Genomic DNA, 25,851 nt, shown 5'->3' with positions numbered 1-25,851 from the left:
TCAGCGCTTGACCGGCTTGCCGTCCACGTCGAGCACCTGCACCTCGCCCAGCTTGAGCGCACGCACCGGAGCTTCGATCTTCTTCAGATCGCCCACGATCACCCAGGTCATCGCCTTGGGCGCGATGATTTCCTTGATGGCTTTCTGCGCGGCCGGCTGGTCGATCGCTTCCAGGCGCGGCTTGAGCGTCTGCACGTAATCATCCGGACGGTCGAACTGCACGATGCCTTCGATCGCACCCAGCACCGCGCCGGTGGTTTCGAAGCTGCCGGGCAGGGCGCGGATGCGCTGGTTCTTGATCTTCTCGATCTCCTCGGTGGTCAGCGGCTTGTCGCCGATGATCGCGGTGGCTTCCTTGAGAATCTCGTTGGCCGATTCGGCGGTCTTGTCGGTCTGCACCGGCGCGGAGAACAGGTACGGTCGCTGGCCCTGCGCATCCAGCATGCGGGTGCCGGCACCGTAGGCCCAACGCTTGTTCTCGCGCAGGTTCATGTTCAACCGCGAGGTGAAGGTGCCGCCGAAGGCGCCATTGGCCACGCCGATGGCCAGGTTGTCCTGCGCCTTGGTGGACGGTGCGAGCAGGCCTGCCAGGATCACCGACTGCGGCGCGTCCGGGCGATTGATCAGATACACGCGCGGCTTGGGCTGCGCAGCGACGTTGGCCAGGTTCTTCTTCGGCAACGGCGTGCTTGGTGCCTTCCAGTCGCCGAAGGCGGCATCGAGCTGCGGAATGATCTGCGCCAGCGTGGTATCGCCGGCCACCAGGATGCGCAGGTTGTCCGGGCGCAGCCACTGGCTATGGAAGGCCTGCAGGTCCTGGGCGTTGAGGCTCTTGATCGCCGCCTCGGTGCCGCTGCCGGTGAGCGGGATGCCGTAGGGGTGATTCTGGCCGAACAACAACGGCGGCAGTGCCCGCAGCGCCAGGCTGTTGGGCTGGGTCTTTTCCTGCGCGATGCCGGCCAGCCACTGGCTGCGGATGCGCTCGATGTCGGCGGACTTGAAGGCCGGGTTGCGCACGATGTCGGAGAACAGCTGCAGCGACGGCTGCAGCTGGTCGTTGAGCGCGTCCAGCGAGGCGCTGCAGCTGTCCAGATCGCAGCCGACCGCGGTAATCGCGCCCAGCCGCTGGCGGCGCTGCGCCACTTCCACCGAATCCAGCGCGGCGGTGCTCTCGTTCATCAGCGCGGCGCTGAAGCTGGCGGTGCCCAGCTTCTTGCCCTGGTCGGCCGCATAGCCGGCATCGAACAGCAGTTCCACCTGGGTCACCGGGATGGTGTGGCGCTCGGCCAGGATCACCTCGATGCCGTTCTTCAACTTGCCGCGCTGCAACTGCGGGAAGCTCAGTTCGGGGAACTGGCTGGTTTCCGGCACGCCCTTGCTGCGGTCCAGCGTGGAGGCGGTGATGGTGTACTTGCCGGCGGCCGGCAGCTTGGGCGCCGGCTTGCCGGGTTCGTCGCCACGTGCGACCACCGCCTTGTCTTCGGCGGCGGGGTCGAAATCCTTGCCGGCCGGCAACACGGTAAGCAGATAGTCGCCCTTGCCGAACCAGCTGGCAGCGGCCTGCTTGACGCTGTCCACGCTGGCGGCCTGGCCGCGCTGCAGATCCTGCTTGTAGGCGCCCGGGTCGCCGCGATAGACCTGGCCCTCGGCCAGGATCACCGCCTTGCCGGTGAACCCGCCGACCTTTTCCAGCCCGCGCACGAAGCCGGCGCGGTAGGCCACCTGCGCGCGCTGCAGTTCGTCGGCGGTGGGGCCCTGGGCGATGAATTTCTTGAGTTCCTCGTCGATGATCGCCTCGACCTTGGCCGGGTCCACACCGTCTTTCACATCGGCCTGGATCTGTACCTGGCTGGACAAGGCGAAGGCCTGGATCGACGCCGACACGTCGTCGACCAGATTGTCCTGATAGACCAGACGCTGATACAGCCGCGAGGTCTTGCCACCGCCGAGCACGGTGGTGGCCAGGTCCAGCTGGATCGCCGCATCGCTACCGAGTTGCGGCGCGACCCAGGTGCGGTAGATGCGCGGTTGCGAGACATGGTCGTGCTGCACGCCACGCTTTTGCGCGGCCAGTGGGGTCACCCACGGCTGCTGGCGCGCCACCGGCTTGCCGGACGGGATGTCGCCGAAATACTGCAGCGCCTTGGCACGCGCCTGCGCCACGGTGATGTCGCCAGCCAGCACCAGGGTGGTGTTGGCGGCGCCGTAGTTGTCGTTGAACCACTGTTTGACGTCGGCCAGCGAGGCCGCGTCCAGGTCTTCCATCGAGCCGATGGCGTCGTGCTGATACGGATGGTTGGCCGGGAACAGGTTGGACAGGATGTTCTGGTCCACCCGGCCGTATGGGCGGTTCTCGCCCTGGCGTTTTTCGTTCTGCACCACGCCACGCTGGGTATCGAGTTCTTCCTGGCCGATCGCCCCGAGCAGGTGGCCCATGCGGTCCGATTCCATCCACAGCGCGGTATCCAGCGCGGTGGTCGGCACGGTTTCGAAATAGTTGGTGCGGTCGAACCAGGTGGTGCCGTTCATGTCGGTGGCGCCGACCTTCTCGAACGGGGCGAAATAGCTGCCCTTGTTGTTCTCCGAGCCGGAGAACATCAGATGCTCGAACAAGTGCGCAAAGCCGGTCTTGCCGGCCGGCTCGTCGCCGGAACCGATGTGGTACCAGATGCTCACCGCCACCACCGGTGCCTTGTGGTCTTCGTGCACCACCACGGTCAGGCCGTTGGGCAGGGTGAAGCGGGTGTAGCCGATCTCGGGAATGGCGCTGCTGGCCGCGGGCTTGGACAGGCTGGCCGGGGCGGCTTCGACGACGGGAGCAACGGTACCGGCGGCGGCGCCGAGCACACCGGCGATCAACAGGGACAGCGGACGCAGCATGTGACACTCCAGAACAGGACAATCGGCCGAGGGTAGTGGCTGGTTGGCGGCGCCGCAAATGCTGTTTGGCAGTGTCGCTGCGGCTGCCGTGCCCGTTTCAGTGCAAGACAGGCGGCAGATCTGAAATGCGGTGTAAGCGAACCCGGCCGCGCTCGACTCAAGTTGATCCTCGCCTCGCCGTTACTTGGGGCGACCTACCTTGACCAGACGCTACCCGCCGATCACGCCATGACCGTCCTGTTGCCGCCCGTGCCGATGCCCGCCAACGACGCCTTGCGCGTGGAGGCCGTGCGTCGGTTGGGGGTGCTGGACACCGAGCCCGAAGCCGAATTCGACGACATCGCCTGGTTGGCCGCGCACGTCAGCGGCGCGCCGATGGCGCTGGTGTCGCTGCTGGATGCCGACCGTCAGTGGTTCAAGGCGCGCTGCGGCACCGATCTGGAAGGCACCCCGCGCAGTGTGTCGTTCTGTTCTTACGCGGTGATGGGCACCGAGCTGCTGGAGGTGCCCGATGCCGAGGCCGATCCACGCTTCGCACTGAATCCGCTGGTCACCGCTGCGCCGGGCATTCGCTCCTATGTGGGCGTGCCGCTGATCGGCCGCGAAGGCTATGCATACGGCACCTTGTGCACGCTCAGCACCAAATCGCGGGTCCTCGACGAAAACCAGAAACAGGCGCTGATCCGGCTGGCACGCCAGGCCGCCAATCAACTCGAGGCACGCCGCGACCGTTTGGCCGCGCAGGCGCAGCGGCAGACCCTGAGCCGTTTGCTGGAAGCCATGCCCGACGGCGTGGTTTCCTGCGATAGCGAGGGGTTGTTGCGCGAGTTCAATCATGCCGCGCGGCAGTGGCATGGCACCGATCCGCGCCTGTTGCCGCCGGTGCAATGGGCGCAGCATTTCGATCTCTACGCTGCCGACGGCAGTACCTTGCTGCCTACCGAAGCCATCCCCCTGGTGCGTGCCTGGCGCGGCGAGCACGTGCGCAATGCCGAGATGGTGATCCGTGCCACCGGCCAGAGCGCGCGCAGCGTGTTGTGCAATGCCGACCCGGTAGTCAGCGATCAGGGCGCCGCGTTGGGTGCGGTGTGCGTGATGCACGACATCACCCAGTTGCGCGATGCCTCGGCTGCGCTGGCGCGCGAGCGCGCGCGCGCGCTTGCAGTCGCTGGTGGATGCCTCGCAGGACGTGGCGATCATCGCCTTCGACCCGAACGGGCGCATCGAATTGTTCAATCCCGGCGCCGAGCGCCTGCTGGGTTACGCAGCGGACGAAGTGCTGGGTCGCTGCCCTGCGCAGTTCCATCTGCCGGCCGAGCTCGAACGGCACATGGCCACGCTTGCGTTGTCGCCGCCGTCGTACATCAAGCTGGCCGCCGCTGCCGCAGGCGATGTGCTCGAAGAAGAAATCTGGACCCTGGTGCGCAAAGACGGCGGGCTGCGGCGGGTACGGCTGTGCTTCAACGTCATCCACGACGCCCAGCAAGGACTGGCCGGCTACCTGGCGATGGCCATCGACGTCACCGCCGAGCTGCAGGCGCAGGCGGCCGCGCAGCTGGCGGCCGAGCACTTCAGGGGCGCGTTCGAAACCGCTCCGCAGGGCATGGCGATCGTCTCGCTGGACGGCGCCTGGCGCGACGTCAATCCGTCGCTGTGCAGCATCCTGGGGTATCCGCGCGAGCAGTTGCTGCGCACCACCTTCCAGACCATCACCCATCCCGATGACCTGGAGATGGATCTGTGCTTTGTGCAGGAATTGATCGACGGCAAACGCGACAGTTACAGCATGGCCAAGCGCTACATCAGCCAGCAGGGCGCGGTGATCTGGGCGCAGTTGTCGGTGTCGCTGGTGCGCGACAGCAGCGGTGCACCGGTGCATTTCGTCTCGCAGATCCAGGACGTCACCGAACGCCATGTCGCCGCCGAACGCCTGGCCGAAAGCGAGGCGCGTCTGCGCGCGATCAGCGATGCCACACCGACGCTGGTCAGCCAGTTCGATGCCGAGCAGCGTTGCCTGTTCGCCAATGAAGCGCATCGCCACTGGCTCGGCGTGGAGCCGTCCAGCCTGGTCGGCCGCCACCTCACCCAGGTGCTGGGCGACGACCTCAGCGCCCCAGCGCGCGCTGCGCTGGCGCAGGTGATCGCCGGGCAACGGGCCAGCTTCGAACACGTGCTACGTGGCGGCGCGACACCGCGCGATGTGGAAATCACCTTGGTGCCCGCGACGCAGAGCGCATCGACGCAGGCGCAAGGGTTCTTCCTGATGGCGCACGATGTCACCGCGCACAAGTCATTGCATCGGCTGATGCACGAACGCGCCACCCGCGATGCCTTGACCGGCCTGCCGAATCGCCACGCCTGGTCCGAAGCGCTGCAGCTCGCGGTGACCCAGGCGCAGCAACAACAGCGCGCGGTCGCCGTGATGTTCCTGGACCTGGACGGCTTCAAACGCATCAACGACGTGCACGGTCACCGCGCCGGCGACGCGGTACTGGTGGCCTTCGGCCGCTGCCTGCAGCAAGCGGCCGGCAGCCGTTATCTGGTGGCACGCCTGGCCGGCGACGAATTCGTGGTGTTGCTGGACGACCTGCAAGACCCGCAGACCGAATGCGCGGCAGTGGCAGAACGGATTCGCACCGCTGCCGCAGCGGGCGCCGTGTTCGGTGAGCAACACCTGCCGATCCACTCCAGCATCGGCGTCGCCTGGCAACACGGCCAAAACGCCGACGCGGCCAGCCTGATGCACGCGGCTGACGAAGCGATGTACGCCGCAAAACGTGCCCGCTGCGGCAACAACACACCTACTGCCGGGCGCGATGCCGCGCGGTAGTCAAGCGCGCGCCGCTCCCTTCTCCCACCGAGAGAAGGTGCCCGCAGGGCGGATGAGGGTACGGCCTACCCATAAAACCGCGTCAATCATGAACACTCCCTTCTCCCACCGGGAGAAGGTGCCCGAAGGGCGGATGAGGGTACGGCTTACCCATAAAATTGGATCAATCAGAAGTGCGCATTGCACTTCTGGATTTTGTGAGTAGCGATGCATTCGCATCGATCAATCTTCACTCCCCGCGATGAAGCTCACCACCTCGGTCGTCTTGAAAGGTGATAAAGGGTATGGATGCGTCGATTGCAGAGCGGGCGATCTGTGGCCTGGCTTCAGGGCCCTTGCCCGCCCACCATCGCGGGACACGCCGCAAGTACGTCCGTGTAGGCTCTTACGCGGCATCCATGCCGCGTAAGGTCCCGCGACGGTGGGCGGGCAAGGACCAGTCGAGATGGTCGGTGTGCATGCTTTTGAACAAAGCAACCTATAACTATCTGGTGCAGTGTCCTCACCGCTTGCGGGACCGTGTGGCGGCATGGATGCCGCCACCGAGCCTCCAGGGATGGGTTCACGGCGTGTCGCGCGAGCGGTGAGGGCACCGCGCCCTCGACTCACCTAGCTTTGATTGTTGATCCGTCGCTTGGCTGCAAGGACCAGTCGATTTGGTCGGTGTGCATGGTTTTCAACAAAACAACCGGCAACTGTCTGGTGCGGTGTCCTCGCCGACCCAGGCATGCGCATTAGTGGCGCGCATGCCGTGCCTTCTCGCCCCGCAGGGCGAGGGGCTATGCATCCATCAATCAAGCCGCCTGCACGACCGAACGCCGTTGCGTCAGTGCAGCTTGCTCAGGCACCAACCGGAACACCGCCACCGCGCGCGTCAGATCCGCGGCCTGATCTTCCATGCTGCGTGCGGCCGCCGTGGCTTCTTCCACCAGCGCGGCGTTTTGCTGGGTCATCTCGTCCAACTGCATCACCGTGGTGCTGACCTGCTCGATGCCGGCGCTTTGCTCGGTGCTGGCGGCGGTGATCTCGGCCATGATGTCGGTCACGCGCTTCACCGAGCTGACCACCTCGGTCATGGTGCTGCCGGCTTGTTGCACCAGGTTCGAGCCTTGCGCGACTTTTTCCACCGAGTCGGAAATCAGCTGTTTGATCTCCTTGGCCGCACCGGCCGAGCGCTGCGCCAGGGCGCGCACTTCGGTGGCCACCACCGCAAAGCCGCGGCCTTGTTCGCCGGCGCGTGCCGCTTCCACCGCCGCGTTCAAGGCCAGGATATTGGTCTGGAACGCGATGCCGTCGATGACGCCGATGATGTCGGAAATACGCGCCGACGATTGCGTGATTGCCTGCATGGTGCTGACCACTTCCTGCACCACGCGGCCGCCGCTTTCGGCGACATCGCCGGTGCCCTTGACCAACTGGTTGGCCTGGCGCGCGTTGTCGGCATTCTGGCGCACGGTGGAGGTCAGTTCTTCCATCGATGCGGCGGTTTCTTCCAGATTCGCCGCCTGATGCTCGGTGCGCGTGGACAGGTCGGCATTGCCGCTGGCGATTTCGCCGGCCGCCGTGTTGATCATCTCGGCCGAGTGCTGGATGCCCTGCACGATGCTGGTCAGCTGGATCGCGGTGCGGTTGGCCGCATTGGCCAGCCGGCCGAACGCGCCTTCGTAATGCGACTCCACCCGCTGCGACAGATCGCCATCGGCAATGGCGGCCATGATGCGGCCCACATCGTCCAGGCCGGCATCGGCCTGCTGCATCAGGCGGTTCAACGCCTGCACCATTTCCGCAAACGCGAACTGGTAGCGCGACTGCTCGCCACGTGCAGAGAAATCGCCACGCGCAGCGGCATCGGCCAGGCGCGCGATATCGCTGTTGATTGCCGACAGGTTGCTCTTCACCGTGTCCAACGCTTCGTGCAGCGCCGCGCGCTGGCCGGGCAGGCGGCGCATGTCGCGGCGCAGATCGCCACGGCCGTAGTCGCTCATCACATCCATCGCTTCGTTGATGGCATCCAGGTGTTCGAACACCACCGTGTTCACACCGTGCGCCAGCGTGCCGTAATCGCCGGGGAAATCTTCCGGGATGCGGTGCGCGATGTTCTCGCCCTGCTGCAAACGGATCATGGTCTGCATCTCGCCGTTGAAGCGCTGCAGCTGGTTCTGCATCTGCTGCATGCTGTGCATCAGCTGGCCGGTTTCATCGCGCGATTCGACCCGGATATCGTTGTCGAAGCGGCCGGAGGCGATCGCCTCTGCGGTGCGCGATGCGGCACGCAGCGGCGCGGCCATGGCCGAGGCGATCAACCAGCACAGGCCGATCACCATCGCCACCAACGCGCCGCCGATCAACGTCAAGGTGCGCGTGAAGCCCCAGGCCTGCACCTGGATGTCTTCGGCGTACACACCCATCACCAAGACCCAGTTCCAGGCCGGAAAGGTCTTGGCATAGCTGATCTTGGGCAGCTGTTCTTTTTTACCCGGCTTGGGTGCGTTGTAATAGCTGAAGCCGTCGCCACGCTCGATCGCGATCTTGATGTCGCGATACACGTACTGCCCGGCATCGCTCTTGTAATCGCTCATGTCGGTGCCGACGGCGCGCTTTGGATGCATCAGGATGCGCATCTGCGGATCGACGATGAAGAAGTAATCCACGCCATCGTTGGTGCGCATGTCGGCAAGCGTTGTACTTGCCGCTGCCTTAGCCTGTTCGACCGTCAACTCGCCAGCTTTGACCTTGTCGGCATAGTGCTGCATCACGGTGAGACCCATCTCGACCTCGGTCTTGACGCTGAGCTTGCGCGCCTCCACCAGATCCAGATATTGCAGGCGCGCCGCAGCCACCGCGAGCAGGATCACACCCACGGTCAGTAGCGCGCAGAGCAGGACGAACTTGCGGGTGAGCGGGAGATTGGCAACGTGACGACGCAATAGCGACACAACAGGCATGGCAACGACATCCAAAACGCGCGCAGGGCGCTATGGCATGGATATCGGCTGATTCACATCCGGGTTGAATGCTGATTGCGGCAGCGTCTGCTTGAGCGGGGCAGGTCATGCAGCAATGCGATAGCTGCCAATACAACGTAGGAGCGCCCTCGGGCGCGATGAAGCGTTATCGATAACGCTTCATCGTGCCCGAGGGCGCTCCTACATGAAGATGGCGGGCATCGATCCATCGATCGATGCATGACGCCGCATGCTTACATTGCAAACTGCCCGCAGCCCGCAGCCCGCAGCCCGCAGCGCGTAGCGCAACGGCGGACACGCGCGGCGTGCCCGCCTCACCGCACTCAGCTGGCCGCGCAGAAACCGAATTCAGCGGTTGCACCCGCTGCCAGGGTGCGATTGAAGTCCACGCCGCTGGCCCTGAGCGTGCTGCCGCTCTGCGACCAGGTGACATTCCAGGCATTGTTGACGGTGCCGCTGACCGGCAGCGAGATCGCCCAGGTGCCGCTACCGGTGCCGGTGTTGGTGACCTGCACGCGATTGCAGGAGCCGCCGCTCCAGCTGCTGTCCACGATCACCTTGGTGCTGAAGCTGCCCGTGGGGGTCGGTGTCGGAGTGGGCGTCGGGGTTGGTGTTGGCGTGGGAGTCGGTGTGGGGGTAGGCGTCGGCGTCGGCGTCGGCGTCGGCGTCGGCGTCGGCGTGGTGCTGCTGACCGTGCCCCACAGCGTGCGCAACAGGGTCATCTTGTCTTCGCGCACGCTGGTCCAGTCGTCGCGCAGGATGCCGCCGGTGTCGCCGCTATTGGGATTCCACGACCAGTAGAAACCTTCGTTGATGCCCTTGCTGCGCAGGTACTTCACCAGTGCGTCCTGCCACACCTTGTCGCGCGCATCGCCTTCGCCGTACTTGCCGCCGAATTCGCCCAGCAGCAGCGCATGGGTGCCGGCGAACTGGCCGAAGTGACGCTCCCAGATCGCGGGCATATTGTTGGGGAAGTTGCTGTCGTTGAAGTACGACTGCACGAACACGTCCGGCCCGTACACATGCGGTGCCAGCAGCAGGCGGTTGGCCGGGATGTTCAACGGCGTGCAGGCCAGCGGCTGCAGATTGCCACCCCAGAAGATGCCGCCATTGGTCGAGCACACCGGATTGTCGGTGATGCCTTCCACCGCAATGATCCACTTGGGCGCAACGGCCAGCACTGCGGCCGACCCGCGCTCGGCGGCCTTGTTCCAGTCGGTGGCCGCGTTGCCGGTGCCCCAGGTGGCGGCGCCGTGCGGTTCGTTCTTCAGATCCACACCGATCACGCTCGGCACGTTCTTGTAGCGGTTGGCGACAAAGCGCAGGTCGTCCAGCCATTCCGCTTCGGAATACGAACTGGTGTACCAGAGCTCGGAAATGGCGCCGCAATCGGGCGTGTGATGATCCAGCAGCACATAGATGCCGCGGGCGTTGAATTCGTTGATCACCTTGTCGAGGATCTGCAGCGAGGTCAGACCCTGCAGATCGGGGTTACGGCCATAGTCGATGCTGCTGGGCATGGTGGTGGCACGCAGCGTGGCCGGGCAGAACGGCAGGCGCACGGCGTTGAAGCCCAGGCCCTGTATCTGGATGATCATGTCCTTCCAGTTGCGCGCCCACAGACCATGGATGACATGGTTGCCGGTCTCGAAACCGAACACGTTGACGCCCTTGAGCTGGACCACCTTGCCGTTGTCGTCGACAACCTTGTTGTTGCTGATGGAATAGCTGAAGGCCGGTGCGGCGGCCAGCGCCAACGCCGTAGCCAGTGCGAGCGTGCTTGCAGTCCTGAAAATGGACATGGTGATCTCCCTGGGAAACCGACCCGACACCCGGGTGCGGTGAGGGGGGCATCTTGGTCCGCGGCCGTTTTATGTGGCGTGACCCCAGCCACAGAAAAGCGCATTGCCGCACCGATCACGCGCAGGCTGCGGGCGGGGTCGCTTTCCCGCACACTATTGCCGCTGCGCAGTGTCCGCAGGCTGTCCCTTCTGTCCCCGGAGTGTCTTCCAATGTCCTTCTTGCGTGCCGAACTGGCGCAATGGCGCGCCTCACCCGCGCGCGAACTCATGGCCGGTGCGGTCGCAACATTTGCCCTGATTCCCGAAGTGATCGCGTTCGCGTTCGTGGCCGGCGTGGACCCGCAGGTCGGCCTGTTCGCCTCGTTCGTCATCGGTATCGTGATTGCGTTTTGTGGCGGACGCCCGGCGATGATTTCTGCTGCGGCCGGCTCGGTGGCGTTGGTAGCTGCACCGCTGGTGGCCACGCACGGGTTGCCGTATCTGCTGGCGGCCGGGTTGCTGGCTGGTGCGGTGCAGATCCTGTTCGGCTTGCTGCGGCTGGGCGTGCTGATGCGCTTTGTCAGCAGCTCGGTGCGCACCGGTTTCGTCAATGCGTTGGCGGTGCTGATCTTCGCCGCGCAGCTGCCGCATCTGCACGGTGCCAACCTGACCACCTGGGCGATGTTGGGCGTGGGCCTGGCGATCATCTACGGCCTGCCGCGGCTGCGCCTGCCGGGTGTCTCGGCGATTCCCTCGCCGTTGCTGTGCATCCTGCTGCTGACGGTTGCAAGCACGGCCTTGCATCTGCCGCTGAAGACCGTGGCCGATCTGGGCAAGCTGCCGAACGCGCTGCCGTTCCTGCAATGGCCGTCGGTGCCGTTGACGCTGGAAACCTTGCGCATCATCGCCTTGCCGGCCTTGGCCATCGCGATGGTAGGCCTGCTCGAATCGCTGATGACTGCGCGCGTGGTCGACGAACTCACCGACACCCCGAGCGACAAGAACCGCGAATGCACCGGGCTGGGCATCGCCAATGCCGCGGCCAGCCTGTTCGGCGGCATTGCCGGCTGCGGCATGATCGGGCAGACCGTGGGCAACGTAAAATACGGCGGGCGTGGGCGCTTGTCGACCTTGTTTGCCGGCGTGTTCCTGCTGATCCTGATGGTGGCGCTCAAGCCGTGGGTCTCGCAGGTGCCGGTGGTGGCGTTGGTGGCGATCATGGTGATGGTCTCGGCGGAGACCTTCGACTGGCGCTCGTTACGCACCGTGGTGACCCATCCGCGCACTTCCAGCGTGGTGATGCTGGCCACCGTGGCGGTGACCCTGCTCACCCACAACCTCGCCGCGGGTGTCGCAGTGGGCGTGGTGCTGAGCGGGGTGTTCTTTACCTTCAAGGTGGCCGGGCTGCTGCAGATCTCGCACAGCGACGACAATGGCGTGCGCACCTACAGCGTGCGCGGGCAGGTGTTCTTCGCCTCGGCTGACGTGTTTATCGATGCTTTCGACGCACGCCAGGTGCCGGGCCGCACGGTGCTGATCGATGTGAGCCGCGCGCATTTCTGGGATATCACCGCAGTGGCGGCGCTGGACAAGGTGGTGCAGCGGCTGCGTCACCATGGCCTGGAGGTTCAGGTCACAGGCTTGAACGCCAGCAGCCGGAGGCTGATGCAGGCGCACGCGCTGGGCGAAGACGCGCTGGAATCTTCGCTGCCCTGAGCGCAGCAGGGCGGGTGGGCGCATTCGGCCTAGCCGCACATAGCAGACACGCAGGCGGCCGACATGCAACCGGCTCCCGGGCTGGCTGGCCGCACGCTGAGCGTGGCCGGGCAGCGACCTCAAGTTCGCCTGAATAGCGCCGATGAACCGACATCAAAGATTGCCGGTGATCGTCGTGATGCCAGTGCGTTCCAGCCCGAGATGTCTGCCTGCGTGCCGCCAGCGGTGCTGCGGGCTTGCGTCCGTGCACGGGATGGCGCGGCGATGACCAACGAACCGTTGCTGGAACGGATGGTGGACCTGACCGCCATTCGCGACGCCGATCTGCTCGATCTGAGCCTGCTGCGCACCGTGCGCGAAGTCTGTGCAGCTGAAGAACTCTCACTGCTGCGCATCGCTCCGGACGGCCGCACCATGGCCGAAACCCGGCTGCGCGAGGACGGCCGGCTGTCGTTGACGGTGGCCGAGATCCGCGACGTGCAACTGCGTGCGCAGCTTGCCGACGCACGCGGGGCGGGCGATGTGGTGCAGATGGAGGAAGACGGCCGTGCGCTGCTGGTCTACCCGATGATGGAAGCGCGCGGCATCCGCACGTGCCTGCGCGTGGGCGGTTCGCGCATTCCCGGGACTGCCGAGCAGGCGATGCTGCAGGGCTTTGCGCGCTTCTTCCAGAATTACCGCAGCCTGCTCGACGATGCCCAGCGCGACGCGTTGACCGGGCTGCGTAACCGCAAGACCTTCGACGATGTGATCCTGCGCTTGTTCGCAGGCGCTGCGGCGGATGCGTCGGCAGGCGAAAGCGTGTGGCTGGGGATCGTGGACATCGATCACTTCAAGCGCGTCAACGACAGCTTCGGCCATCTGTACGGTGACGAGGTGTTGCTGCTGGTTGCCCAGCTGATGCAGCGCGCGTTCCGCCAGGACGACCTGCTGTTCCGCTTTGGCGGCGAGGAGTTCGTGATCGTGCTGCGCGGGGTGGATCGCGATACGGCGGTGAGCCTGTTCGAGCGCTTCCGGCTGGCGGTGGCCGAGTACGCCTTCCCGCAGGTGGGCAAGGTCACGCTCAGCACCGGCATCGTCGAATTGACCCATGGCCGCTTGATCAGCCAGATGATGGACGAGGCCGACAAGGCGCTGTACTGGGCCAAGCAGCACGGTCGCAACCGTGCCGAGGTCTACGCCGAGTTGATCGCCAGCGGGCAGATGCAGCATCTCACCCAGCAAGTGGGCAGCGTCGATCTGTTCTGATCTGTGTCATCTATGGATGGCAACGCAGTACCGCGCTGCGTGATGCAGCCGCACTGCCAATGCACACACCCGGTCAAACGCCGCAGTGGCTACACTCCAGGGCTGTCTGGACAACACCTGGGTGCTGCAGTGAAGCGAGCTGTGATGAAGCAAGTTGTGACGAAGCGAGCCGTGATCGAGCGACTTGCGATGGGAATGCTGGCCATGGCGGTCTCGACTGCAGTCATGGCAGCGACCCCCACCTTCGATGGCGCGCGCATCTCGCGCGACGTCAAGGAACTGGCCTCCGATGCCTACGAAGGCCGCGGTCCGGCCACCGCCGGGGAAGAAAAGACCATCGCCTACCTGAGCAAACAGTTTGCTGCCGCCGGCCTGCAGCCGGGCGGTGATCTCGCCAACGGCAAGCGCGCGTGGACCCAGGCGGTGCCGCTGCGCCGCGCCGATATCGTCGGCACACCCACCATCGCTTTGCAGAATGCCGGCAAGCCGCAAACCCTGACCCAGGGCAAGCAGATCGCCATCCGCGCTGCGCTGGATGGGTCATCCACCGTCGACATCGCCAACGCACCGCTGGTGTTCGTCGGCTACGGCGTCAAGGCGCCGGAGCGCGACTGGGACGACTTCAAGGGCGTGGATCTGAAGGGCAAGATCGCGGTGGTGCTGATCAACGACCCGGATTTCGAAACCGGCAAGGGCGCCTTCGACGGTGCCGGCATGACCTACTACGGCCGCTGGACCTACAAGTACGAAGAAGGCGCGCGTCAGGGCGCACTCGGCGTGCTGGTCGTGCACGAAACCGCGCCGGCCTCTTACGGCTGGGACACGGTGGCCAGCTCCAACACCAACACCATGTTCGATGTGGTGCGCGACAACCCGCGCAGCGCCCATCCCACCCTGGAAGGCTGGATCCAGCGCGATCTGGCCAGCGAGTTGTTCAAGCATGCCGGGCTGGATTTCGACACCTTGAAGAAGCAGGCGCAAACGCGCGGCTTCAAGCCGGTCGAGCTCAAGGGCCAGGGCCTGAGCGCCAGCTACCAGGTCAAGTCCGATGTAATCACCTCGCACAACGTGGTCGCGCGCCTGGAAGGCAGCAAACGCCCCGACGAGACGCTGATCTACAGCGCGCATTGGGACCACATCGGCGTGGGCAAGCCGGACGCACGCGGCGACACCATCTTCAACGGTGCGCTGGATAACGCCAGCGGCACTGCGGCGTTGCTGGAACTGGCACGCGGTTTTGCCGCCGGGCCCAAGCCGGAGCGCTCGGTGGTATTCCTGGCGGTGACCGCCGAAGAAAAGGGCTTGCTGGGTTCGGAGTTCTATGCCTCCAAGCCGCTATACCCGCTGGACACCACGGTGGCGGTGATCAACATGGATGGCATGAACCCGTTCGTGCCCGCGCGCGATTTCGGCATCTACGGCACCGCCAAGCTGGAATTGCTCGACCAGCTCAAGAGCGTGGCCGGCCAGTGGAAGCTGCGCTACACGCCCGATCCCAAGCCGCAGGCGGGGTACTTCTTCCGCTCGGACCATTTCTCCTTCGCCAAGCGCGGCGTACCGGCGTTGTCGTACGCCTCCGGGCAGGACTGGGAAGTGGGCGGCGTGGCCGCAGGCAAGGCCGCCTCCGACGACTATACCGCCAAGCGCTATCACCAGCAGGGCGACGAGTGGAAGCCGGACTGGACCTTCGCCGGTGCCGCGCGCGATCTGGGCGTGCTGTACGCGCTGGGCCAACAACTGGCCGATTCGCGCCAGTGGCCGAACTGGAGTAGCGACTCTGAGTTCCGTGCCACCCGCGACGCCAGCGAGGCGGCACGCAAGTAAGAGGGTGTGCGACGGACAGCGTTTCAGCCAGTGACCGACTAACGTTCTGGTGAGGGTGCCGAGCCCTCGACTAGCTGCGTTTCTGTCAGTCGTAGAGCGGCAGATCTTCGGCTTGGCTGCAGGGTCCTTGCCCGCCCACCATCGCGGGACACGCCGCAAGTACGTCCGTGTAGGCTCTTACGCGGCATCCATGCCGCGTAAGGTCCCGCGACGGTGGGCGAGCAAGGACCAGTCGAGATGGTCGGTGTGCATGGTTTTCAGCAAAGCAACCGACTGACTTCTGGTGCGGTGTCCTCGCCGCTTGCGGGACCGTGTGGCGGCATGGATGCCGCCACCGAGCCTCCCGGATGGATTCACGGCGTGTCCCGCGAGCGGCGAGGGCACCGCACGCTCGACTCACCAAGCTTTTGATCGCATCTAAACGACCCTAAGACTCGAAATCTCGGTTGTCTTGAAACGCATGGAGAGTGCGGATAGATCAGTTACAGAGCGGCTGATCTGGGGGTTGGGTGCAGGGCCCTTGCCCGCCCACCATCGCGGGACACGCCGCAAGTACGTCCGTGTAGGCTCTTACGCGGCATCCATGCCGCGTAAGGTCCCGCGACGGTGGGCGGGCAAGGACCAGTCGAGATGGTCGGTGTGCATGCTTTTGAACAAGGCAACCTATTAACTGTCTGGTGCGGTGTCCTTACCGATTGCGGGACCGTGTGGCGGCATGGATGCCGCCACCGAGCCTCCAGGGATGGATTCACGGCGTGTCCCGCGAGCGGTGAGGGCACCGCGCCCTCGACTAACCAAGCTTTTGATCGCATCTAAACGATGCAACGACTCGCAATCCCGGTTGTCTTGAAGTGATAAGTGTGCGCGGAACGCACCGTTCGTGGCCTGCATTGAAGTTGGTGCAGGATCCACATCGCTGATTCCGATACACCATGACGCGCACGCTGCCTTCAGTTCCGGTCACCGTCATCGACGCGATCGCCAGCGTCAGCACGCCGGCGATGCAACCGATTGCACTTCCTGGCACATCACTTGCAGTTGTCTTACATGACAGCGTGGTTCGTCGCCCGTGACAGCGCGCGCGTCAGGCTGCAATCTGTTGGGGTTGTGTTCGGTCGCTGCGGCGTAGTCTGCCGCGCTGTCCTCGTCGGGTGGGGCGAAGACGACAGAAAGCGGCCTTCGCTTCCTTAACGATCGATTCTTTAGGATGAGCCGCGACGTGAAGTTGCAGCCAGGAGAGCTTGTGCATCGGAGTGGTCTTAGAGCTGCCAAACCCGCGACGTGGTCGCACACCGTCGGGCTCGCCCACGACACGGTGCGTGTGGCAACAGCATTTTACATAGCGGGGATGGATCTCCCGTTTCAGCTCGCGCTGTCGCCTTCGCGCGACGGGCAGCCTTGATGGACGGCATTGTGACTTCTTCTCCCGCACCTACCGAATTTCCCTCCATCTCCGCCCTCGACGCCGGCCAGCCCACGCTGCCGCCTGAAGCGCCGCTGGCGATGCCCGAACAAGACCTGCGCAAAGGCAGCCTGCAGGTGCCGCATCAGCGTACTGCGCCGGTCGGTATCGGCGTGCGGCGTTTCTATCTGATCGGCGGCACCTTTGCCACCACTGCCGTGGCGGTGTGGGTGATGCTCAGCGTGCTGTGGCCCGGCGGCATCAGCGTGCTGGAAGGCTGCCTGCTCGGGCTGTTCATACTGTTGTTTGCCTGGATCGCGATGTCCTTCGCCAGCGCGGTGGCCGGCTTTGTCACCGTGGTAGCGCGCGCCGGACGGAAGCTCGGCATCGACCCGGATGCACCGCTGCCGACATTGCACACGCGCACCGCGTTGCTGATGCCCACCTACAACGAAGACCCGCGCCGGCTGCTGGCCGGCCTGCAGGCGATCTACGAATCGGTGGCCGAGACCGGCCAGCTGGAACATTTCGACTTCTTCGTACTCAGCGACACCACCCGCGAACACATCGGCGCTGCCGAAGAACTGGTCTACAACGAGCTGTGCGATCGCGTCGACGGGCATGGGCGCATCTTCTACCGGCGCCGCGCCGACAACGCCGCGCGCAAGGCCGGTAACGTGGCCGACTGGGTGCGTCGTTTCGGCGGCAGCTACCCGCAGATGCTGATCCTGGACGCCGACAGCGTGATGACCGGCGACACCATCGTGCGGCTGGTCGCCGGCATGGAAAACAACCCGGATGTGGGGCTGATCCAGACCCTGCCGGCGGTGGTCAACGGGCAGACCCTGTTTGCCCGCATGCAGCAGTTCGGTGGGCGCGTGTACGGGCCGATCATCGCGTTTGGCGTGGCCTGGTGGCATGGCGCCGAGAGCAATTACTGGGGCCACAACGCCATCATCCGCACCCAGGCCTTTGCCGATCACGCCGGCTTGCCGGCGCTGCGCGGGCGCAAGCCCTTCGGCGGGCATGTGCTCAGTCATGATTTTGTCGAAGCGGCGCTGATGCGGCGCGGCGGCTGGGCCATGCACATGGTGCCGTACCTGCAGGGCAGCTACGAAGAAGGCCCGCCCACGCTGACCGACCTGCTGATCCGCGACCGTCGCTGGTGCCAGGGCAACCTGCAGCATGCCAAGGTCGTCGGCGCCAAGGGTCTGCACTGGATCAGCCGCATGCACATGATGATCGGCATCGGCCATTACTTCACCGCGCCGATGTGGGGCATGTTGATGCTGATCGGCATCGGCATTCCGCTGGCCGGGGCCGGCATCGACCTGGCCCAGGGCCTGCCGTTCTCGCCTGCGCGCTATTGGCACGGCAGCAGCGAAGGCAACGCGATCTGGATCTTCGCCTGCACCATGTTCGTGCTGCTTGCGCCCAAGCTGCTGGGCTATATCGCACTGCTGCTCAACCCGCGCGAACTGCGTGCCTGTGGCGGTGCGTTTCGCGCCATGCTGAGCATCCTGCTGGAAACCGTGTTGGCGGCCCTGATGGCGCCGGTGGTGATGTATCTGCAGTCGCGCGGCGTGTTCGAAGTGCTGGCCGGCAAGGATTCGGGTTGGGATGCACAGGTGCGCGACGACGGCAAGCTGGCGTGGCCGGCGCTGCTGCGCAGCTACGGCGGGCTGACCATCTTCGGCCTGTTCATGGGCTCGATGGCCTACGTGGTCTCGCCGTCGCTGGCGGCCTGGATGGCGCCGGTGATCATCGGTATGGCCTTGTCCATTCCGGTGGTGGCACTGACCTCGTTGCGCCGCACCGGCCTGGGTCTGCGGCGGGCCGGCATCTTCTGCATTCCCGAAGAACTCGACCCGCCCAAGGTGCTGGTGCGTGCGGCCGAACTGCGCCGCGCCGCCGCGCTGGAGCCCTCGCTGATCTAGCGAGGCACGCTGCGCGGGCGATCGGCACATGTCGCGCCACGCATGTCGCGCTGAGCAAGCTGCAGCAAGCAGGACGCCCACGCCTGCAGACGGCAATCGGCACGCATGGCCCGGCCAAGACGTGATCGGCTCGGCCGATGGCGCAAGGCATAATGCCCAGCCCGCAAGCGGAGCTGGACGATGTTGGAAGTGATCGAACGCGAGACCGGACCGAACCCGCAGTGGACCGTGCTGTGGCTGCACGGCCTGGGTGCCGATGGCAGCGACTTCGCCCCGATGGTGCCGGAACTGGTGCGCCCGCATTGGCCGGCGCTGCGCTTCGTGTTCCCGCACGCGCCAATCCGCCCGATCACCATCAACAACGGCGTGCGCATGCGCGGTTGGTACGACATCGTCGGCATGGATTTCGCACATCGTGCCGACAAGGCCGGCATCGCCGAATCGGTGGCCCAGATCGAGGCGTTGATCGCCCATGAGCAGACCCGCGGCATCGCCCCCGAGCGCATCCTGCTGGCCGGATTCTCGCAGGGCGGCGCAGTCACCCTGGCGGTCGGTCTGCAGCGCAGCGTTGCGCTGGCCGGGCTGATCGCCCTGTCGACCTATCTGCCCGACCCGACTGCCGCCGCCAGCCAGGTGCAGCCGGCTGCCACTCGCCAACCGGTGTTCATGGCGCATGGCAGCGCCGACCCGGTGGTGCCGTTCGGTGCCGGCGAACAGAGCGCACAGACCTTGCGCACGCTTGGCTTTGAACTGGAATGGCACACCTACCCGATGGGCCATCAGGTCTGCCTGGAAGAGATCGAGGCGCTGCGCAACTGGATGCAGGCGCGCTTCACCGCCGCCTGAGTGCATGGCCCCGCGCGCGCCACAGATCGCCTGGATGCCGGACCTGTGCCGGCTGCCACGGTTGGGCGCGATGCTGGGGCTGGCCGAACTGGTGGTGCTGGTGGTGACGCTGGTGCCCGATGCCGGCGCGGCGCGCAGCATCACGCTGTCGCGTTTTGTGTCGGCCAGCGGTCTGGCGTTGTGGTTGGCGCTGGCCGTCACCGTGCTGCTATGCGTCTTGCGGCCAAGCCTGTCGCGGCTGCCGCCCAAGCTGGGCGGCTTGACTGCGTTATCGATCGCCGCCGTCGTGGCGATGCTCGGCGCCGGTATCGTGCACGGCCTGTATGCGGTACTCGGGCAGGCGCCGTTGGGGCCGTTGGTCGGCTTCTGGCGGTTCACCCTCGGTAGTGCCGCCACGGTGGTGCTGATCACCGCGCTGGCGCTGCGCTATTTCTATGTCAGCGACCGCTGGGAAGCGCAGGTGCAGGCCAATGCGCGCGCGCAGGCCGATGCCTTGCAGGCGCGCATCCGCCCGCATTTTCTGTTCAACAGCATGAATCTGATCGCCAGCCTGTTGCGGCGCGACCCGGTGGTGGCTGAGCAGGCGGTGCTGGATCTGTCGGATCTGTTCCGTGCCGCGCTCGGTGCCGGCGAAGGCCTGTCCACCTTGCGCGCCGAATGCGAACTGGCCGAGCGCTATCTGGCGATCGAATCGCTGCGCCTGGGCGACCGCCTGCAAGTGCGCTGGCATCGCCAGGAACCCTTGCCGTGGGAATTGCCGATGCCGCGCCTGGTGCTGCAGCCGCTGGTGGAAAATGCGGTATTGCACGGAATTTCGCGCCTGCCCGAGGGCGGCACGCTGTACCTGTCGTTGCGCCAGCGCGGCAACCAGTTGCAGATCCGCATCGTCAATCCGGCCCCGCAGCCGGGCACCCAGTTGCCGCTGCTTGCCGGCGCCGGGCACGCCCAGGCCAGCATCTCGCACCGGCTGGCGTTTCAGTTCGGGGCCGGGGCACGGATGGCGGCCAGCTGGGCTGAGGGCTACTATGCCTGTGAGATCACATTGCCGCTGCCGTGAGGGGAAAGTCACGGCAGCGAGGGGGGAGTCCATGACGGCCACGCAAGTGCGGGTGCTGATCGCCGATGACGAGCCGCTGGCGCGCGAGCGCCTGCGCATGCTGCTGGGCGAACATCCGCACGTCGAGGTGATCGGCGAGGCCGAAAACGGCCAGCAGGTGCTGCAGCAATGCCAGCATCTGCATCCGGACCTGGTGCTGCTGGATATCGCCATGCCCGGGGTCGACGGCCTGGAAACCGCGCGCCTGCTGCGCCAAGGCCAGCAACCGCCGGCGGTGGTGTTCTGCACCGCCTACGACCAGCACGCGCTGTCGGCCTTCGACGCCGCCGCACTGGATTACCTGATGAAACCCGTGCGCCCGGAGCGCCTGGCCGCCGCGCTGGACAAGGTGGCGACCTTTCTGGCCGGGCGCGCGCCCAGCGTTGCGCCGCCACCGCTACGCACGCATTTGTGTGCCCGTCTGCGCGGCAGTCTGCGGCTGATCGCCATCGGCGACATCCGCTATCTGCAGGCCGAAGAGAAGTACGTCATCGTCCACCACACCCGTGGCGAGGACCTGATCGAAGAGTCGCTCAAATCGCTGGAAGACGAATTCGCCGACCGCCTGGTGCGCATCCACCGCAATTGCCTGGTCGCGCGCGCCGAGCTGGTGGAACTGCGCCGCAGCGGCGATGGCCAGGTGCACGCAGTGCTGCGCAATGTGCCACAACCCCTGGAAGTGAGCCGCCGCTGCGTGGCCAGCCTGCGCGAGCAATTGCGTTAGGGCGCGTCATGCCGCTTGTGATGAGCTCCGTTGGCCGTCAGCGGCGCGGGTGCCGCGTGGTGCCCACTTGCGCTCCAGGTAGGCGTTACGCGCCCGCTCCGGGATAATGGCGGGATGACCACGCTCCGCATCGCCACCCGCAAGAGCCCGCTCGCCCTTTGGCAGAGCGAACACGTCGCCACCGCGCTGCGCCAGCACCATCCCGGGCTGGAGGTCGTGCTGGTGCCGATGAGTACCCGCGGCGACGAAGTGCTGGACCGCTCGCTGGCCGCGATCGGCGGCAAGGGCTTGTTCCTGAAAGAACTGGAGCTGGCGATGCTGCGCGGCGAGGCCGATTGCGCGGTGCATTCGCTCAAGGACGTACCAATGGAACTGGACGCGCCGTTCGTGCTGCCGGCGATCATGGAGCGTGGCGATGCGGCCGATGCGCTGGTGTCCAACCTTTACGCCACCGTGCAGGCGCTGCCGCTGGGCGCGCGTGTGGGCACCTCTTCCCTGCGTCGCCAGGCGCAGTTGCGCGCCGCGCGCCCGGATCTGGAACTGATCGACCTGCGCGGCAACGTCAACACCCGCCTGGCCAAACTCGATAACGGCGGTTACGACGCCATCGTGCTGGCCTGCGCCGGTTTGCAGCGGCTCGGGTTCGATGCGCGCATCACCGCGCGACTGGACGTGCCGGAGTGGCTGCCGGCACCTGCCCAGGGCGCAGTGGCGGTGGAATGCCGTGGCGACGATGCGCACATCCACGGCCTGCTTGCAGTGCTGGATGCCGGCCGCACCCGCGCCTGCGTGGAAGCCGAGCGGGCGATGAATCGTGCGTTGCATGGCAGCTGCCATGTGCCGGTGGCCGCGTTCGCGCGCTGGGACGGCGACGGGTTATTTCTGCAGGGCATGGTCGGCAGCGCCAGCGACGGACGCCTGATCCACGCCGAGGCGCACGGCAGTGCCGAGGACACCGAAGCACTCGGCCGCCTGGTCGCGCAGGGCCTGTTCGACAAGGGTGCCGCGCAGTTGTTGGCGGAGCTGTGACGCGGCTGGCGACCTGCAACGCAAGCGTTGACCTGTAACGCAACCGGCATGGGCGCCAGCGCCGATACGCAAACGCCCAACCCCACCTCCTCGATACTGCACACGCGCGGTAATCGCGTTTCGTAGGAGCGGCCTTGGCCGCGAGAGGCTTTACCGGTAAAACCCTCGCGGCCAAGGCCGCTCCTACCTTCGCGGCCAAGGCCGCTCCTACCTTCGCGGTCGCTTACTTGAACGTGTAGACCAGGTTGACCGTGGTCAGCGTGTCGGTCTTCTTGTCGCCTTCGCTGACCTCGCTGTTGTGGCGCATCTGCCACGCGGCCTTGAGCGCGAAGTGCGAATTCATGCTGACCTGCACGCCGAAATCGTTCTGCGCATAGGTGTTGTACTCGCCCGATTCCACCAGCAGCGTGTTGATCAGATCGGTGTTGTCGGTGACGGTGTATTTGAGATCGAACAGGCCGCGCCCGATCAGTCCGGTCTCGTTGCGATCTTCGTCGCTGTTGTGCGCGCGGCGGATACCCGGGCCCACCTGTGCATCCAGATAGAAACGGTCGGCGTTGATCAGCCGCGTGCCGTAGCCGATACCGAAGGTGGCCAGGCGATCGTAGGTGGCGAAGTCGTCGTGTTCGTAACGGCCGGTGGCGGTGAGCTGGCGGTGTTCGCCCAGCTGCAACGCACTGCCCACGCTGCCGGTGTAGCGCTCGGCAGTGGTCTGGCGCTCGCGTTCGGTGCTGCCGTCGTCGTTGGTATTGGTGTATTCCGAGCTGGAACGCAACGCGGTGGCATCCAGGCTGTGGATCCAGTCGCCGTCGGTATAGCGCAAGCGGACCCGGCCATTGAGGCTGTCGGTGGTGCTGTTGCCATGGGCGGCGGCGTAGCCGAGCTCGCCACTACTCCCGCTCCACGGCGACGGCATCACAGCGGCAGCGGGGTCCACCGGCGCCGGTGCAACTGCCTGGGCCCAGACGGTAGGCGTGATCAACAACAGCGGCAGCAGGGCAGACAACGGGGCACGGCGGGGCATGGGCGGCTCGCTTTGGAAGGCAGGGGCGTAAAGAGGGTGGAAGCGATTTCATGATAACGGACTGGGCGGCTGCGTCATGGCTAGGTGAACGCCGCGCTTCATTGGCGGTTCGGTCGGTCGTCGCCGATGGCACCCGATTGGCCTGATCGGGCCGAGCTGGCGCACCCCGATCAGGCGCACGACGATCGAGCGTGCCACTATCGCGAGTGTTACTTGCAGGAGCCATGCAACACCGCAGCAAGCCCGGCCCTGCGCGGGTCTGCGCATGCGGCCGGCCCGCTATTGTCGCTTCTGCCCATCCGCGCTCACCCTGCCGCGCAAAGACTCGGACATAATCCACGCATGGACCGCTACGAACGCATCAACTCCCTGCATCGCTTGCTCAAGTCGGCGCGCTACCCGGTGACGGTGGCGCGGCTGCAGGATGAGCTGAGCTGTTCCCGCGCAACCGTGTATCGCGATCTGGCCTTTCTGCGCGATGCGCTGATGGCGCCGGTGGAGGGCGATGGCGAATCCGGCTTCCGCTATCTGTCCGGCGAAAGCGACCGCTTCGAGTTGCCCGGGCTGTGGTTGAGCTCGGAAGAGCTGCACGCGTTGCTGGCGTCCCAGCAGTTGCTCGCGCGCACCGGTGGTGGGGTGTTGTCCTCGATGCTGGCGCCGCTGCAGCAACGCATCGAAGGGCTGCTGGCTGCCCAGGCCGGTGTCTCGCAATGGCCGGTGGATCGGGTGCGGGTGATTCCGCACCGCGGGCGCAAGCTGGACGAGGCGAGCTTCCGCACCGTGGCCTCGGGCGTGCTGGAGCGCAAGCAGCTGAGCTTCGACTACCGCGCACGCTCCACCGACGAATCGACCAAGCGCATCGTCTCCCCGCAGCGCATCACCCATTACCGCGACAACTGGTATCTGGACGCCTGGGATCACGGCCGCGACGGCGTACGCAGTTTTGCGGTGGACCGCATCAATCACGCGCGTCTGCTCGAAACCGTGCCGCGCGATGTGCCCGACAGCGAGCTGGACGAGCAGTTGGCGGCCAGCTACGGCATTTTTTCGGGTGCGCCAAAAGGCTGGGCGACGATCGCCTTCAGTGCCAAGGCCGCGCGCTGGGTCGCCGACGAGCACTGGCATTCCAAGCAGCAGGGGCGCTTTCTGCCCGACGGCCGTTACGAGCTCAAAGTGCCGTACAGCAACTCACGCGAACTGCTGATGGACGTGCTGCATTACGGCTCGGATGCGGAAATCGTCGAGCCGGTGTCGTTGCGCGAGCAGGCCAAGGCGCTGCTGTCGCTGGCATTGAGCAATTACGACTGAGCGTGGCGCGCAGGACGTAACGCGCACGCGTCAAGCGGCTGCGGACGGCGTGCAGAAACCGCCGCCCTACGCGTGAACTCAGCGCTTGTTCGGCACTTCAAAGCCCAGACGGTCCACCTGCTCGCGCAACTGCGGTACGCGTTTGAGCTTGTCGGTGTAGATCGAATAATCGTCGCGCATCTTGTCGACCAGCTTGCGGTACTGGTCGCGGCTCATGTCCGGCTTGCGCGCGAAGATCCAGGCCAGGTCGCGGCCGGGGTAGGAGATCAGCATCCAGGAACCGTCAGGTGCGATTTCCAGGATGCGCTGCTTGGCCGGGATGACCTTGTAGAACCACACCCGCCAGTCGCGGTTGCCGCTCTCCGCGTCTACCGAGGCGCGTGCACTGACTTCTTTTTCCGGCTCGCCGAAACCGTCGCGATACAGATAGCGCACCGCCACCTTGCCGTCTTCGACCAGGGTGTACTCGTCGCGGCTGGTGACATGACCGCGTTCCACTGGGTTGGGCATGCGCGCAATCACATACCAGGTGCCCATGATCTTGGACAGATCGACCGCTGGTTCGTCGGTTGGTGTGTCCTTGGCATGCGCCACGGGCAGGCCGAGGACGAGCAGGAAAGCGAGGGCGATCGAAACGGTCAGGCGCATCGCAACATCACGAAAGGGGCGGTTGGGTCAGCACACTACCTCATGCAGGGGGCAAGTTCGCGTCAACGGTCGTGTCTGGCGCCGGTGGCTGCGTTTTGCCCGCCTGAGCGGTAGGCGCAGGCGCCTGGATTGGTGGCGGCGATCGCATCCGTCTCCGCCGCGCCGCGGCCAGGTCGCAGTCGGTGAGATGGACGCAGGCAATCCTGCCGGCCTGTTGTGATCCTTACCTGCCACGGAGTGCCGCCATGTCGCATCGTCCTACCGCTCGTTCCGAACGTCCCGACCCGCGCGTGCTGCGCCCGGTCCGGCAGATTGCCCTGGCCGGGCTGGCCCTGGTGCTGGTGTGGCCGGCCGCGCGCGGCCATAGCGAGTGGATCGGCTGGCTGCCGCTGTGGCTGGTCGGCATGCCGATGCTGGCCTGGTGGAGCCTGCACCGGTTCGCGTTGCCGACCCTGCGGCGGCCCGGCACGCGACGCGCGGCGCCACGTCGGCGCGGGCCACAGGCGCAGCGCCGACGCAACGCTTCGCGAACCGCGCCACAGGTGCGCGCGGCCTGACCTTCGGCAGGGTCGAGCGGGCGGAGGGCTGTGCT

General features: G+C 65.7%; 16 protein-coding genes and 1 pseudogene. 12 read left to right on the top strand and 5 right to left on the bottom strand.

From position 1 onward, the window contains the following. Positions 1-2,880, bottom strand: a complete 2,880-nt coding sequence (locus NMB96_RS02145) for a M16 family metallopeptidase (RefSeq protein WP_255086105.1) — start codon at positions 2,878-2,880, stop codon at positions 1-3. A 120-nt stretch (positions 2,881-3,000) separates the two neighbouring features. On the opposite strand from NMB96_RS02145, the pseudogene NMB96_RS02140 reads away from it, so the two are divergent. Further along, positions 3,001-5,710: pseudogene (locus NMB96_RS02140) on the top strand (PAS domain S-box protein). Between the two features lie 794 nt (positions 5,711-6,504). Here NMB96_RS02140 and NMB96_RS02135 read toward each other — a convergent pair. Continuing rightward, positions 6,505-8,637, bottom strand: a complete 2,133-nt coding sequence (locus tag NMB96_RS02135; RefSeq protein ID WP_255086920.1) for a methyl-accepting chemotaxis protein — start codon at positions 8,635-8,637, stop codon at positions 6,505-6,507. A gap of 362 nt (positions 8,638-8,999) precedes the next feature. Further along, positions 9,000-10,478: a cellulase family glycosylhydrolase gene (locus NMB96_RS02130; RefSeq protein ID WP_255086104.1), complete on the bottom strand. Its 1,479-nt coding sequence runs from the start codon at positions 10,476-10,478 to the stop codon at positions 9,000-9,002. A 210-nt stretch (positions 10,479-10,688) separates the two neighbouring features. On the opposite strand from NMB96_RS02130, the gene NMB96_RS02125 reads away from it, so the two are divergent. From NMB96_RS02125 to hemC, 9 genes are all read left to right on the top strand, one after another. Next, a complete protein-coding gene (locus NMB96_RS02125; protein WP_023905207.1) occupies positions 10,689-12,173 on the top strand; it encodes a SulP family inorganic anion transporter in 1,485 nt (494 codons plus the stop codon). A gap of 264 nt (positions 12,174-12,437) precedes the next feature. Further along, positions 12,438-13,421, top strand: a complete 984-nt coding sequence (locus NMB96_RS02120; RefSeq protein WP_255086919.1) for a GGDEF domain-containing protein — start codon at positions 12,438-12,440, stop codon at positions 13,419-13,421. A gap of 174 nt (positions 13,422-13,595) precedes the next feature. Then, on the top strand, positions 13,596-15,245 hold the full coding sequence (locus NMB96_RS02115) for a M28 family metallopeptidase (RefSeq protein WP_183086784.1): 1,650 nt from the start codon (positions 13,596-13,598) through the stop codon (positions 15,243-15,245). 932 nt (positions 15,246-16,177) lie between these two features. Beyond that, positions 16,178-16,318 carry a hypothetical protein gene (locus NMB96_RS02110; RefSeq protein WP_183086641.1) on the top strand — a complete coding sequence of 47 codons (141 nt, stop codon included), beginning with the start codon at positions 16,178-16,180 and terminating at the stop codon, positions 16,316-16,318. Between the two features lie 328 nt (positions 16,319-16,646). Beyond that, complete coding sequence (mdoH, locus tag NMB96_RS02105; RefSeq protein ID WP_023905203.1) at positions 16,647-18,584, top strand: glucans biosynthesis glucosyltransferase MdoH; 1,938 nt, start codon at positions 16,647-16,649, stop codon at positions 18,582-18,584. Positions 18,585-18,764: 180 nt separating this feature from the next. Next, a complete protein-coding gene (locus NMB96_RS02100; protein WP_023905202.1) occupies positions 18,765-19,430 on the top strand; it encodes an alpha/beta hydrolase in 666 nt (221 codons plus the stop codon). Between the two features lie 4 nt (positions 19,431-19,434). After that, a complete protein-coding gene (locus NMB96_RS02095; RefSeq protein WP_023905201.1) occupies positions 19,435-20,487 on the top strand; it encodes a sensor histidine kinase in 1,053 nt (350 codons plus the stop codon). Positions 20,488-20,518: 31 nt separating this feature from the next. Beyond that, entirely contained in the window at positions 20,519-21,250 is a 732-nt protein-coding gene (locus NMB96_RS02090; protein ID WP_023905200.1) for a LytR/AlgR family response regulator transcription factor, read from the top strand. Positions 21,251-21,364: 114 nt separating this feature from the next. Then, entirely contained in the window at positions 21,365-22,279 is a 915-nt protein-coding gene (gene hemC / locus NMB96_RS02085; RefSeq protein ID WP_023905199.1) for a hydroxymethylbilane synthase, read from the top strand. Positions 22,280-22,502: 223 nt separating this feature from the next. On the opposite strand, the gene NMB96_RS02080 is transcribed toward hemC, so the two are convergent. Then, positions 22,503-23,303: a DUF481 domain-containing protein gene (locus NMB96_RS02080; protein WP_006451606.1), complete on the bottom strand. Its 801-nt coding sequence runs from the start codon at positions 23,301-23,303 to the stop codon at positions 22,503-22,505. Between the two features lie 342 nt (positions 23,304-23,645). On the opposite strand from NMB96_RS02080, the gene NMB96_RS02075 reads away from it, so the two are divergent. Further along, the gene (locus NMB96_RS02075) at positions 23,646-24,611 is read left to right on the top strand and encodes a helix-turn-helix transcriptional regulator (RefSeq protein WP_006451607.1); all 966 of its coding nucleotides are present in this window, start codon (positions 23,646-23,648) and stop codon (positions 24,609-24,611) included. A gap of 78 nt (positions 24,612-24,689) precedes the next feature. Here NMB96_RS02075 and NMB96_RS02070 read toward each other — a convergent pair whose 3' ends face one another. Further along, positions 24,690-25,259, bottom strand: a complete 570-nt coding sequence (locus tag NMB96_RS02070) for a lipocalin family protein (protein ID WP_006451608.1) — start codon at positions 25,257-25,259, stop codon at positions 24,690-24,692. A 245-nt stretch (positions 25,260-25,504) separates the two neighbouring features. On the opposite strand from NMB96_RS02070, the gene NMB96_RS02065 reads away from it, so the two are divergent. Further along, complete coding sequence (locus NMB96_RS02065; protein ID WP_104552240.1) at positions 25,505-25,816, top strand: hypothetical protein; 312 nt, start codon at positions 25,505-25,507, stop codon at positions 25,814-25,816. Positions 25,817-25,851: the final 35 nt, after the last annotated feature.

It is taken from the genome of Xanthomonas hortorum, from assembly GCF_024339125.1.
Classification (GTDB): Bacteria; Pseudomonadota; Gammaproteobacteria; order Xanthomonadales; family Xanthomonadaceae; genus Xanthomonas; species Xanthomonas hortorum.
Note: the sequence above shows the minus strand (reverse complement) of the source record. Positions and strands in the feature narration are given on the sequence as shown.